9 protein-coding genes and 1 rRNA gene are annotated in these 12783 nt (G+C 53.2%); 8 read left to right on the forward strand and 2 right to left on the reverse strand.

Annotated elements, in window-relative coordinates; genetic code table 11:
* Positions 1–43: 43 nt before the first annotated feature.
* Positions 44–2125, forward strand: coding sequence for a putative bifunctional diguanylate cyclase/phosphodiesterase (locus AC27FC_RS15780; protein WP_094934485.1), 2082 nt, complete (start codon positions 44–46; stop codon positions 2123–2125).
* Here AC27FC_RS15780 and envR read toward each other — a convergent pair.
* On the reverse strand, positions 2041–2760 hold the full coding sequence (gene envR, locus AC27FC_RS15785) for an acrEF/envCD operon transcriptional regulator (RefSeq protein WP_072057700.1): 720 nt from the start codon (positions 2758–2760) through the stop codon (positions 2041–2043). The genes AC27FC_RS15780 and envR overlap by 85 nt on opposite strands.
* Before the next feature lie 385 nt (positions 2761–3145).
* Between envR and AC27FC_RS15790 the strand changes: the two genes are divergently transcribed.
* The 7 genes from AC27FC_RS15790 to AC27FC_RS15820 all read left to right on the forward strand — a co-directional run bounded on the left by AC27FC_RS15790 (position 3146) and on the right by AC27FC_RS15820 (position 12562).
* Positions 3146–4285 carry an efflux RND transporter periplasmic adaptor subunit gene (locus AC27FC_RS15790; protein WP_047059010.1) on the forward strand — a complete coding sequence of 380 codons (1140 nt, stop codon included), beginning with the start codon at positions 3146–3148 and terminating at the stop codon, positions 4283–4285.
* Between the two features lie 11 nt (positions 4286–4296).
* Positions 4297–7410, forward strand: coding sequence for an efflux RND transporter permease subunit (locus AC27FC_RS15795; RefSeq protein ID WP_196355037.1), 3114 nt, complete (start codon positions 4297–4299; stop codon positions 7408–7410).
* A 303-nt stretch (positions 7411–7713) separates the two neighbouring features.
* A complete protein-coding gene (locus tag AC27FC_RS15800) occupies positions 7714–7935 on the forward strand; it encodes a lipoprotein (protein ID WP_008502867.1) in 222 nt (73 codons plus the stop codon).
* Positions 7936–8408: 473 nt separating this feature from the next.
* Positions 8409–9434 carry an amino acid ABC transporter substrate-binding protein gene (locus AC27FC_RS15805; protein ID WP_023333654.1) on the forward strand — a complete coding sequence of 342 codons (1026 nt, stop codon included), beginning with the start codon at positions 8409–8411 and terminating at the stop codon, positions 9432–9434.
* A 67-nt stretch (positions 9435–9501) separates the two neighbouring features.
* On the forward strand, positions 9502–10683 hold the full coding sequence (locus tag AC27FC_RS15810) for an amino acid ABC transporter permease (RefSeq protein WP_023309438.1): 1182 nt from the start codon (positions 9502–9504) through the stop codon (positions 10681–10683).
* 9 nt (positions 10684–10692) lie between these two features.
* The gene (locus AC27FC_RS15815; protein WP_033146777.1) at positions 10693–11796 is read left to right on the forward strand and encodes an amino acid ABC transporter permease; all 1104 of its coding nucleotides are present in this window, start codon (positions 10693–10695) and stop codon (positions 11794–11796) included.
* Between the two features lie 7 nt (positions 11797–11803).
* Complete coding sequence (locus tag AC27FC_RS15820; RefSeq protein ID WP_023309440.1) at positions 11804–12562, forward strand: amino acid ABC transporter ATP-binding protein; 759 nt, start codon at positions 11804–11806, stop codon at positions 12560–12562.
* Between the two features lie 142 nt (positions 12563–12704).
* Here the strand turns inward: AC27FC_RS15820 and rrf are convergent.
* A 5S ribosomal RNA gene (rrf, locus tag AC27FC_RS15825) occupies positions 12705–12783 on the reverse strand; the annotation flags it as partial.

Genomic DNA, 12783 nt, shown 5'->3' on the forward strand with positions numbered 1-12783 from the left:
CTCAACCGCTCTAGCGTAACCCCACACTCGAGTAGAACCGTCCATGCTGGTCAGCCAATACAACCCTATCCTTGTCGTCCTCTCCTTTGTTGTTGCCATTCTTGCTGCGTATACCGCGCTGAACATGGCTGCACGCGTCGCCGGGAGTCAGGGTGTCGCTGCCCGCGTCTGGCTGGCTGGCGGCGGTATTGCTATGGGGATTGGCGTGTGGGCCATGCATTTTATCGGCATGCTGGCGATGGATCTCTCCATGAGCATGAGCTACAACGCCACCCTGACGGTTTTATCTATGGTCATCGCCGTGGGTTCGTCGCTATTTGCGCTATGGCTTGTGAGCTGCGAGCAACTACGCCTGCGTCGACTGCTGCCCGGCGCGCTGGTGATGGGAAGCGGTATTGTTGCCATGCATTACACCGGCATGGCGGCGCTGGAGGTGATGCCCGGGATAATCTGGGACAAGGTCTGGGTGGCCATTTCGATCGTGATTGCGCTTGCCGCTTCGCTCGCGGCATTATGGCTGACCTTCCGCCTGCGTCGCGAAGCCGCGCAGGTCGTGCTGATGCGCATGGGTGCCGCCATCACGATGGGCATTGCCATTGCCGGCATGCACTATGCCGGGATGAAAGCGGCGCAGTTTCCGATGTCCACAATGGTTCACCATGAGGGTATCAACGGGAGCTGGCTGGCGGTTCTGGTCAGCGTGGTCGCGCTCTCAATTCTTGGGATCACCCTGCTGGTGTCGATGCTGGATGCCCGCCTTCAGGCACGCACCGCCCTGCTGGCCTCGTCGCTGGCAGAAGCTAACCGGGAACTCGCTCAGCTGGCGCTACACGATACCCTGACGCGTCTGCCCAACCGTATCCTGCTGGAAGACAGACTCGATCAGGCCATCAGCAAAGCCGATCGTGAAGGGAATCACTTTGCCCTGATGTTCATGGATCTTGACGGCTTTAAAGCCATCAATGATGCCTACGGCCATGATGTCGGTGACAGGCTGCTGGTCGCCGTTACGCAGCGCCTGCTGCTTCTCCTGAAGGGCCAGTTCACCCTTGCACGTATCGGCGGTGATGAATTTGTTCTGCTGGCAGAGGGAGAAGGTCCGGACGACGCGGCATCGCTGGCGAATTCGCTGGTGCGCGCGATCGATAGCCCGTTCAATCTTAGCCCCTATGAACTGGTGGTGACCCTCAGCATTGGTATCGCGCTGTACCCTCACGACGGCAAAACCGAGCGTGAGCTGATGTTTAACGCCGACGCGGCGATGTATCACACGAAGCATATGGGCCGTAACGGTTATCACTTCTTCCAGCCCTCCATGAACACCCTGGCGCAGACCCATCTCCAGTTAATGAACGATCTGTGGATGGCGATCGATCGCAATGAGCTGCGCCTGCTGTATCAGCCAAAATTTCACGCCCCGGCGGGCCCGGTCCTCGGATTCGAGGCGCTGTTGCGCTGGCAGCATCCTAAGCAGGGGTTACTGACGCCGGACCTTTTTCTGCCGCTGGCGGAAAAAACGGGGCTGATCGTCCCGATTGGCAACTGGGTGATTAATGAAGCCTGTCGCCAGCTGCGGGAATGGCATCTTCAGGGACATCAAAGCTGGTCAATGGCGGTAAACCTGTCGACACTGCAGTTTGAACAACCTTCGCTGGTTAAAACGGTTCTCGACTGCCTGGCACTTCACCAGGTGCCACCGGAAATGTTGATCCTCGAAGTGACGGAAACCACGGCGATGAGCAACCCGGATGAGAGCATACGCGTGCTGACAGAGCTGACGAATGCGGGGGTGAAGGCCTCCATTGATGATTTTGGCACCGGATATTCGAGCCTGCTGTACCTCAAGCGCTTACCGGCCTGTGAATTGAAAATCGACAGGGCGTTTGTGCAAGAGCTCAGCGGCGAGAGCGAGGATGCCACTATTGTCTCTGCGATTGTGGCTCTCGCTAAAACACTTAACCTGAAAGTAGTGGCTGAAGGTGTGGAAACCGAAGCGCAGCAAGCCTTTTTAACCGAGCTGGGCTGTAACACCCTTCAGGGTTATCTGTTAGGTAAACCCGTCAGCGCGCAGACCATAGAAGCACTTTGTGCCCGAGGGGAAATGTTACCTGGCGCTGAACAGTAAGCACCCTCATCTGGCGACACGCGAATAACCGGGAGTGTCGCCAGTATGCTATCGACCAGAGCGGGAGCCTGCTGATAAAGATTAAAACTGTCGTTATTCATTAACCAGTTTTTAATTATTCCGCTAAAAAAACCGTGGAATACAATCAAGGTGAGATCAACATTCACCTGTGGCGAAATGATGTTTCGCGAAATACAGGTCTCCAGCGCGGCGCGTAGCGTGTCATCGTTGAATCCGATACGCTTTCTAATTTCACGTTCAGAAATCATATCGCTGCTAAATTCACACTTATGATACAGAATTTGTAAAAGCGCACATTGCCGGGGTTCATGGGCAATATACTGCAGCGCAGTAATAAATTGCTCACGAAGTTTTAACAATGGATCGTCACTATCGGAAAAGGAAAGCCTGTCGTGAATAATCTCGCGAAGCGGTAATTGCTGTTCCCAGATGGCATTAAATATTTCAGATTTACTGGTGAAGTGCCAGTAGATCGCGCCGCGCGTCACCTTAGCAGCATCAGCGATATCCGTCAGCGTCGTGCTGGCTACGCCCCGCGTCGCAAACTGTTCAATAGCCGCCTCAATCAGCTGCTGCCGGGTTTGTTGAGCCTCTTCTTTCTTTTTACGCGCCATAGGCAACTACTCGTTACTCACAAGGTTTAAAAGTAATATTGCGTTCATGCAAATGTAAGTATTCACTAAAATCCGTTTTAATTTTGCACAAAAAAAGTCACCCCTCTTAATTTATAATCAATATAAATATATCGCTCCAATTAAATTGGCGGAGTGAATAATTAAAAACATTAAACTCATTTACCTGATTAACATGCCTGAAGTATATCCCTGAATGGACCCGGTCTGATTCTGATTTTTTCTACGAGCATGGTCATTCGCACTTATAAATTAAAAAACATTAAATACCCTCATTATTATACGCAGCTACATTTTATTTTTATCCCTCTGCCCCTGCTACCGATTCGCGGCATATATCGGTGAATGGGTATTTAAAGGAACAGTAATGACGAATCATTTCAGACGCTTGCCCTTATCCGGTTTCATTGTCTGCGCGGTACTGCTCACTGGATGCGATGGTCAGGAAAATCAACGGCAACACCAGCAGGCGCCTCAGGTCAGCGTGCATATTGTGAAAAGCGCGCCTCTGGCGGTCACCACTGAACTCCCGGGCAGAACAGATGCATTTCGCGTTGCGGAGGTTCGTCCTCAGGTTAGCGGCATTATCCTGCGCCGTAACTTCGCGGAGGGTAGCGATGTAAAAGCGGGCGAGTCACTTTACCAGATTGATCCTGCGCCCTATCAGGCAGCCTATGACAGCGCGAAAGGCGAACTGGCGAAGGCTCAGGCGGCGGCCAATATTGCGCACCTGACGGTGAAACGTTATCTCCCTCTGGTAGGCACCCAGTATGTCAGTAAGCAGGAGTATGACCAGGCCGTGGCGACGGCTCAGCAGGCAGATGCCAGCGTGGTTGCCGCAAAAGCGGGTGTTGAGAGCGCACGTATCAACCTTGCCTACACCAAAGTGACCTCTCCGGTTGATGGTCGTATCGGAAAATCCAGCGTGACCGAAGGGGCGCTGGTGACGAACGGGCAAGCCGCAGCGCTGGCAACGGTCCAGCTTCTCGATCCGATTTATGTTGATGTCACCCAGTCCAGTAATGATTTTATGCGCCTGAAACAGACAAGCCTGCAAAAAGGTGATATCGCCAGCAACGTTGAGCTGCTGATGGAGAACGGGCAGCCCTACCCGCTAAAAGGCACATTGCAGTTCTCTGACGTCACGGTCGATGAAAGTACCGGCTCGATTACCCTGCGCGCCATTTTCCGGAACCCTCAGCATCTGTTGTTACCCGGCATGTTCGTTCGCGCCCGCATTGATGAAGGCACCCAGCCGGAGGCGATTCTGGTACCACAGCAAGGCGTGACCCGTACACCGCGAGGCGATGCAACCGTCCTGGTGGTGAATGATAAAAATCAGGTTGAGCCGCGAACCGTCGTGGCCCCTCAGGCAATTGGCGATCGCTGGCTGGTGACGGAAGGGCTGAAAAACGGTGACCGCGTGATTGTCAGCGGGCTACAGAAAGTCAGACCCGGGGTAACCGTCGTCGCCACGCCTGATATCACCACGACGCCAGCCGGTTAAGGGACGACGACATGGCTAATTTCTTTATTCAAAGACCGGTTTTCGCCTGGGTACTTGCCATCATTTTGATGATTGCAGGCGGGCTGGCCATTCTCAAACTTCCCGTCGCACAGTATCCGACCATTGCCCCTCCCGCGGTGGCGATATCCGCGACCTACCCGGGAGCCGACGCTCAAACGGTGCAGGATACCGTGACCCAGGTTATCGAACAGAACATGAACGGTATCGATAAGCTGATGTATATGTCCTCCACCAGCGATTCAGCGGGTAACGTCACCATCACCCTGACCTTCGAGTCAGGAACCGATCCGGACATCGCCCAGGTGCAGGTGCAGAACAAGCTGCAGCTCGCCATGCCGCTGCTGCCGCAAGAGGTACAGCAGCAAGGGATTGGCGTGGAGAAATCCAGCAGTAGCTTCCTGCTGGTCGCCGGCTTTGTTTCAGACAACAAAAATCTCACGCAGAATGACATCTCTGACTATGTCGCTTCGAACGTCAAAGATGCCATCAGCCGAACGTCTGGCGTCGGTGACGTTCAGCTGTTTGGCGCTCAATATGCGATGCGCATCTGGCTCGACAGCAATGCGATGAACAAATACCAGCTGACGCCGCAGGATATTATCAACCAGCTGAAAACGCAGAACGACCAGATAGCGGCAGGCCAGCTGGGCGGAACGCCGTCCATTCCCGGGCAGCAGCTGAATGCCTCGATCATCGCGCAAACCCGCCTGAAATCACCGGAGGAGTTTGGCCGCGTGACGCTCAAGGTGAATCAGGACGGCTCGATGGTTCATCTGAAGGACGTGGCTCGTATTGAGCTGGGTGGCGAAAACTACAACATGGTCACTAAAATCAACGGGCAGGCGGCAACCGGCCTGGGGATTAAGCTGGCAACCGGGGCAAATGCGCTGGACACCGCGGCAGCCATTAAGAGCAAGCTGGCGCAACTGCAGCAGTTCTTCCCGCAGGGGCTGAAAGTTGTCTATCCCTACGACACCACCCCTTTTGTGAAAATCTCCATTCACGAAGTGGTGAAGACCCTGTTTGAAGCGATCGTTCTCGTCTTCCTGGTCATGTACCTGTTCCTGCAAAACCTGCGGGCGACGCTCATCCCGACTATCGCGGTGCCGGTCGTTCTGCTGGGTACCTTTGCGGTTCTGGCGGCATTCAGTTTCTCCATCAACACCCTGACGATGTTCGGTATGGTGCTGGCGATAGGTCTGCTGGTCGATGACGCTATCGTGGTCGTTGAGAACGTTGAACGCGTCATGGTCGAAGACAAACTGCCGCCGAAAGAGGCCACGCAGAAGTCGATGGAGCAGATCCAGGGTGCACTGGTGGGGATCGCCATGGTGCTCTCGGCGGTCTTTATTCCGATGGCCTTTTTTGGCGGCTCGACGGGGGCGATCTATCGCCAGTTCTCGCTGACTATCGTTTCCGCTATGGCGTTGTCCGTACTGGTTGCGCTAATCCTTACGCCCGCACTCTGCGCAACGTTGCTTAAGCCCGTATCCGGCGACCATCATGAGAAGAAAGGTGGCTTCTTCGGCTGGTTTAATGCGCTCTTTGATAAAAGCGTGGAGCACTACAGCAACAGCGTGAGCGGTATTTTGCGTAAGACAGGGCGCTATCTGGCGGTGTACATCATTATCGTCGGTGGGATGGCGGTGCTCTTCCTGCGCTTGCCTACCTCCTTCCTGCCCGAAGAGGATCAGGGGGTGTTTATGACGATGGTTCAACTCCCGGCGGGTGCAACCCAGACGCGTACTCAGCAGGTCCTCGATCAGGTTCAGGACTACTATCTGAACAACGAAAAGGCGAACGTGGAATCCGTCTTTACCGTAAACGGCTTTAGCTTTAGCGGCCAGGGTCAGAACGCTGGTATCGCCTTCGTCAGCCTGAAGCCCTGGGAGGAGCGCCCGGGGGCGGAAAACGGCGTTGAAGCCATTGTGGGTCGCGCGACAAAAGCCTTCAGTCAAATTACAGATGGCCTCGTGTTCCCGTTTAACCTGCCTGCAATTATCGAACTGGGTACCGCCACGGGCTTCGATTTTGAATTGATCGATCAGGCCAACCTGGGGCATACCCAGCTGACGCAGGCGCGTAACCAACTGCTCAGCATGGTGCATGAGCACCCTGACCTGCTGGTTCGCGTGCGCCCTAACGGACTTGAAGATACGCCTCAGTTCAAGCTTGATGTCGATCAGGAGAAAGCGCAGGCGCTGGGCGTCAGCCTTTCTGACGTCAACCAGACGATTTCGACGGCCTTAGGTGGCACCTATGTGAATGACTTTATCGATCATGGCCGAGTGAAAAAGGTCTACGTACAGGCCGACGCAAAATTCCGTATGTTGCCGGGAGATATTAACAACCTTTACGTACGCAGCGCGAATGGGGAAATGGTCCCGTTCTCCGCCTTCAGCAACGCTCGCTGGGTGTATGGTTCACCTCGTCTGGAACGCTATAACGGGATGCCCTCTATGGAGATCCTGGGTGAATCAGCCCCGGGTAAAAGCACCGGTGAGGCCATGGCTATGATGGAAAGTCTCGCGGCAAAACTGCCTTCCGGCATCGGCTATGACTGGACGGGGATGTCTTATCAGGAGCGGCTCTCGGGTAACCAGGCGCCTGCCCTGTACGCCATTTCACTGATCGTGGTGTTCCTGTGCCTGGCTGCGCTGTATGAAAGCTGGTCCATTCCGTTCTCCGTTATGCTGGTTGTGCCGCTTGGGGTCATTGGGGCTCTTCTCGCAGCGTCGCTGCGCGGGTTAAACAATGACGTCTATTTCCAGGTCGGCCTGCTGACGACGATTGGTTTATCGGCGAAAAACGCCATCCTGATCGTCGAATTTGCTAAAGACCTGATGGATAAAGAAGGCAAAGGCATTATTGAAGCCACGCTGGAAGCTTCCAGGATGCGCCTTCGACCGATCCTGATGACATCCCTGGCCTTTATTCTTGGCGTCATGCCGCTGGTGATCAGCACCGGGGCCGGGAGCGGCGCGCAAAACGCCGTCGGTACGGGCGTTATGGGGGGAATGCTTTCCGCAACGCTTCTGGCGATTTTCTTCGTGCCCGTTTTCTTTGTGGTTGTTCGGCGAGGGTTTACTCACCATAAAGGTTAATGTTTCCCTGAAAAGGCACCTCTGGTGCCTTTTTATTTTTAACTTAAACAACGAATTAGGTTTTACATAAAGGAAGCATTAAGAATATGATGATTTGCATTAAGTGAAAACAGTCTCTTACAACTCCATAATTTCTCCATTAATTCCTCCTGAAACCGACTTTTCTCCACGATTTTTACAAACTACATAATTTGAGATTATTCCTCGTGTAACGAGGACTTACCCCGGTGGTAAAATAACCTCCAGTTCGTTAATAGCCCTCCTGGCTTTATAGCGGATGAGAAATAATACTGAGGTAACATCATGAAAAGATTCATTTCCGTTGCACTTCTCGCTGCGCTGCTTGCTGGTTGCGCGCACGACTCTCCATGTGTACCGGTTTACGACGATCAAGGCCGACTGGTTCATACCAATACCTGTATGAAAGGCACCACCCAGGATAACTGGGAGACTGCGGGTGCTATCGCCGGCGGTGCTGCCGCAGTAGCGGGTCTGACGCTGGGTATTGTTGCCCTGACGAAGTAACATCTGTTGAGAAAGCGCGGCTCTGGCCGCGCTTTTGCTTTTAATGAGTGCAATATTTTCAAATAAGTAAAAAATTAGCCCTGTATTTATTCACTAAATTAATCTAAGCCTGAAGTCAGTCACAGCTTTTTCGCATATTCATTCAAATTACTTATTCTATCGTGATGATTTTCACACATTAAGATTATTGAATACCCTGCCAATATTCACGCTGAAAACTATCTCTTCTTTTTCCTGACCCGACTCGCAACTTTTGCTCCGATTTGTGGCACAGGTTGTAATTTCGCACCGTTTCGGGGCGCTCGTTTTATTTAAGCCTGTCTACACTCAGCATTGAGCGTTCACTCGTCTCTTATTTTGTCGAACGCAAAACTGGCATTACGTTTGCTTTATAAACGTTGGCCAAAGCCACAGACAGGTAAAGCGTTTAAAAACGCCTCTATAACGATAAATTTCGCCACACAGGATGCATTATGAAAAAGACGATGATAGCCAGCCTGGCCGCTGCAGGCATGTTGTTTGCCGTAGCCGGTCAAGCCCATGCGGGAACGACACTGGATGCCGTTAAAAAGAAAGGTTTTGTTCAATGTGGTATCAGTGACGGTTTGCCTGGCTTCTCTTATGCCGATGCGAACGGCAAATTTACCGGTATTGATGTGGATGTCTGCCGTGGCGTTGCAGCCGCCGTTTTTGGCGATGACAGCAAAGTAAAATATACCCCGCTGACGGCGAAAGAACGCTTTACGGCGCTGCAGTCCGGTGAGGTCGACATGCTCTCCCGTAATACCACCTGGACTTCCTCCCGTGATGCCGGCATGGGGATGTCATTTACGGGCGTGACCTATTATGACGGCATCGGCTTCCTGACCCACAATAAAGCGGGCCTGAAAAGCGCCAAGGAACTGGATGGCGCCACCGTTTGTATCCAGGCGGGCACCGATACCGAGCTGAACGTCGCGGATTATTTCAAAGCAAACAACATGAAATACACCCCTGTGACATTCGACCGCTCGGATGAATCGGCCAAAGCGCTGGAATCCGGCCGTTGCGACACGCTGGCCTCTGACCAGTCACAGCTGTATGCCTTACGCATTAAGCTGAGCAACCCGGCAGAGTGGATTGTCCTGCCTGAAGTCATCTCCAAAGAGCCTCTCGGCCCCGTCGTTCGTCGTGGCGATGAAGACTGGTTCTCCATCGTTCGCTGGACGCTGTTTGCTATGCTGAACGCAGAAGAGATGGGCATCAACTCTAAAAACGTTGATGAGAAAGCCGCTAAGCCATCCAACCCGGATATGGCACACCTGCTCGGTAAAGAAGGTGATTTCGGCAAGGATCTGAAGCTGGATAACAAGTGGGCTTACAACATCATCAAACAGGTGGGCAACTACTCTGAGATCTTTGAGCGCAATGTGGGATCGGAAAGCCCGCTGAAGATCAAACGCGGCCAGAACAATCTCTGGAACAACGGCGGTATTCAGTACGCACCACCAGTACGTTAAGTCATAGCTGTAACGGGCACTGCTCCGGCAGTGCCCACTCCAGAGTCATGGTTACTGAGGTTTCTTTATGTCCCATCGCCGCTCAGCCGTAAAAGGATCGCTATCCTTTTCTCATCCCGCGGTCCGCGCCTGGCTATTCCAGATTATTGCTATTGTTGCGGTTGTTCTCATCGCCGTGTATCTCATCCATAACACCATCACCAACCTGAATAACCGCGGCATTACTTCCGGTTTCGCGTTTTTAGATCGCAGCGCGGGGTTCGGTATTGTTCAGCACCTTATTGATTACCAGGAAGGTGACACGTACGGACGCGTGTTCGTGGTCGGTTTACTGAATACGCTATTGGTATCGGCGCTTTGTATCGTCTTCGCGTCGATACTGGGCTTCTTTATTGGCCTGGCGCGTCTTTCTGAAAACTGGCTTCTGCGGAAACTGTCGACTGTTTACATCGAGACGTTCCGCAATATCCCCCCGCTCCTGCAGATCTTCTTCTGGTATTTCGCCGTACTGCGTAACCTTCCCGGTCCCCGCCAGGCCGTCGACGCGTTTGAGCTGTTTTTCCTCAGTAACCGTGGGTTGTCCATTCCTTCTCCTCAACCGGGTGAAGGACTGTACGCTTTTATCGGCGCGATTGTGATAGCGCTTGCGCTCTCTGCGGGGGTATTCCGTTTTAACCGCAAGCATCAGATCAAAACCGGTCAGCTTCGTAGGACCTGGCCCACGGCAGCTGTCCTGATCGTTAGCCTGCCACTAATAGCACACTGGCTGTTTGGGGCAGCGCTGCACTGGGATATTCCACATCTGCGGGGCTTTAACTTTCAGGGCGGGATGGTATTAATTCCCGAGCTGGCAGCCCTGACGCTGGCGCTGTCGATTTATACGTCCGCCTTTATCGCAGAAATCATCCGTGCAGGGATCCAGGCCGTACCTTATGGACAGCACGAGGCGGCACGCTCGCTGGGATTGCCCCATACCGTGACGCTTCGCCAGGTCATCATTCCGCAGGCTTTACGGGTCATCATTCCCCCCCTGACCAGCCAGTATCTCAATATTGTCAAAAACTCGTCGCTGGCCGCTGCCATTGGTTACCCGGATATGGTGTCACTCTTCGCCGGAACCGTGCTTAACCAGACCGGACAAGCCATTGAAACCATCGCCATCACGATGTCTGTCTATCTGATCATCAGCCTGGTGATTTCACTGCTGATGAACCTTTATAACCGCCGTATAGCACTGGTCGAGCGCTAAGGATCTATGATGACAAAAGCGATACTGTCGCACTCCTCGCGCCCTGCCAACTCGACAGGTGGGCGTTTCATTCTGTGGGCGCGTAAGAATCTGTTCTCCAGCTGGAGTAACAGCCTGCTGACGATTGTCTGCCTGTGGCTCATGTGGGAATTGATTCCTCCCCTGCTGAACTGGGCGTTTTTACAGGCCAACTGGGTCGGTTCAACCCGAGCTGACTGTACAAAAGCCGGCGCCTGCTGGGTGTTTATTCATGAGCGTTTCGGTCAGTTCATGTATGGATTGTATCCCCATGAACAGCGCTGGCGGATAAATCTGGCGCTGGTTATCGGCCTGCTCTCTGTCGCGGCTATGTTCTGGAAAAAGCTGCCTCAGCGTGGACGCTATATTGCTGCCTGGGCTGTAGTTTATCCGATTATTGTCTGGGTACTGTTGTATGGCGGTTTCCTGGGACTGGAACGCGTTGAAACACGCCAGTGGGGCGGGCTGACGCTGACGCTGATTATCGCTTCAGTGGGGATAGCCGGTGCTTTACCGTGGGGGATTTTACTGGCCCTGGGACGGCGTTCAAAAATGCCGATCGTCCGCGTGCTCTCCGTTATCTTCATTGAGTTCTGGCGCGGCGTACCGCTTATCACCGTTCTGTTTATGTCATCAGTCATGCTGCCGCTGTTTATGGCAGAGGGAACAACCATCGACAAGCTGATCCGTGCCCTGGTGGGGGTGATTCTCTTCCAGTCCGCCTATGTCGCTGAAGTTGTACGTGGTGGTCTGCAAGCGTTACCTAAAGGTCAGTACGAAGCGGCTGAATCACTGGCTCTCGGTTACTGGAAAACGCAGGGACTGGTCATTCTTCCACAAGCACTCAAGCTGGTCATTCCGGGTCTGGTCAACACGATCATTGCCCTCTTCAAGGATACCAGCCTGGTGATCATTATCGGATTGTTCGATCTCTTTAGCAGCGTGCAACAGGCAACCGTTGACCCTGTCTGGCTGGGCATGTCCACCGAAGGATATGTCTTTGCTGCCCTGATCTACTGGATCTTTTGTTTTAGCATGTCGCGCTACAGCCAGCATCTGGAAAAGCGCTTTAACACCGGGCGTACACCGCACTGAGGAAATTATGAGCCAAATAACTATGACACCCGCCGACGCGATGATTACGCTGGAAAATGTGAATAAATGGTACGGACAATTTCATGTCCTGAGGGACATTAATCTTAAGGTAAAGCAGGGAGAACGCATCGTCCTTTGCGGCCCTTCGGGCTCCGGAAAATCCACAACCATTCGCTGTATTAATCATCTTGAAGAACATCAGCAAGGACGCATTGTGGTTGATGGTATCGAGCTGAATGAAGATATCCGCAATATCGAACGCGTACGTCAGGAAGTAGGAATGGTATTTCAGCACTTTAATCTGTTTCCGCACCTGACCGTTCTGCAGAACTGTACGCTTGCGCCGATTTGGGTACGAAAGATGCCGAAAAAGGAAGCGGAGGCGTTGGCAATGCACTACCTTGAACGCGTACGTATCGCAGAGCATGCCAATAAATTCCCTGGCCAGATATCGGGTGGCCAACAGCAGCGTGTGGCTATCGCCCGTTCGCTGTGTATGAAGCCGAAAATTATGCTGTTTGATGAACCGACATCTGCCCTCGATCCAGAAATGGTGAAAGAGGTTCTGGACACCATGATTGGGCTGGCACAATCCGGCATGACCATGCTGTGTGTGACGCATGAGATGGGGTTTGCGCGAACCGTGGCCGACCGGGTGATCTTCATGGACCGCGGGGAGATTGTTGAGCAGGCGCCACCGGATGAGTTCTTTGCGCATCCTAAGTCAGAACGTACGCGAGCCTTCCTGTCGCAGGTGATTCATTAATCTGGTGTCTTGCCCGGTGGCGCGTTGCCTGCCGGGCCTCTGGGCTATGTAGGTCGGGTAAGGCGAAGCCGCCACCCGACTTTTCAGACCGCACAAAGCAAAAAACCCCGCACCTTACGGTACGGGGTTCTTCTTATTTGATGTCTGGCAGTTCCCTACTCTCACATGGGGAGACCCCACACTACCATCGGCGCTACGGCGTTTCACTTCTGAGTTCGGCA

Source organism: Enterobacter sp. C3_dUdeg, from assembly GCF_057536195.1.

What these genes read in the sequence shown, in the direction of transcription:
- AC27FC_RS15780 (WP_094934485.1), top strand. Translation starts at nt 44, where the DNA reads ATGCTGGTCAGCCAATACAACCCTATCCTTGTCGTCCTCTCCTTTGTT.
- envR (WP_072057700.1), bottom strand. Translation starts at nt 2,760, where the DNA reads ATGGCGCGTAAAAAGAAAGAAGAGGCTCAACAAACCCGGCAGCAGCTG.
- AC27FC_RS15790 (WP_047059010.1), top strand. Translation starts at nt 3,146, where the DNA reads ATGACGAATCATTTCAGACGCTTGCCCTTATCCGGTTTCATTGTCTGC.
- AC27FC_RS15795 (WP_196355037.1), top strand. Translation starts at nt 4,297, where the DNA reads ATGGCTAATTTCTTTATTCAAAGACCGGTTTTCGCCTGGGTACTTGCC.
- AC27FC_RS15800 (WP_008502867.1), top strand. Translation starts at nt 7,714, where the DNA reads ATGAAAAGATTCATTTCCGTTGCACTTCTCGCTGCGCTGCTTGCTGGT.
- AC27FC_RS15805 (WP_023333654.1), top strand. Translation starts at nt 8,409, where the DNA reads ATGAAAAAGACGATGATAGCCAGCCTGGCCGCTGCAGGCATGTTGTTT.
- AC27FC_RS15810 (WP_023309438.1), top strand. Translation starts at nt 9,502, where the DNA reads ATGTCCCATCGCCGCTCAGCCGTAAAAGGATCGCTATCCTTTTCTCAT.
- AC27FC_RS15815 (WP_033146777.1), top strand. Translation starts at nt 10,693, where the DNA reads ATGACAAAAGCGATACTGTCGCACTCCTCGCGCCCTGCCAACTCGACA.
- AC27FC_RS15820 (WP_023309440.1), top strand. Translation starts at nt 11,804, where the DNA reads ATGAGCCAAATAACTATGACACCCGCCGACGCGATGATTACGCTGGAA.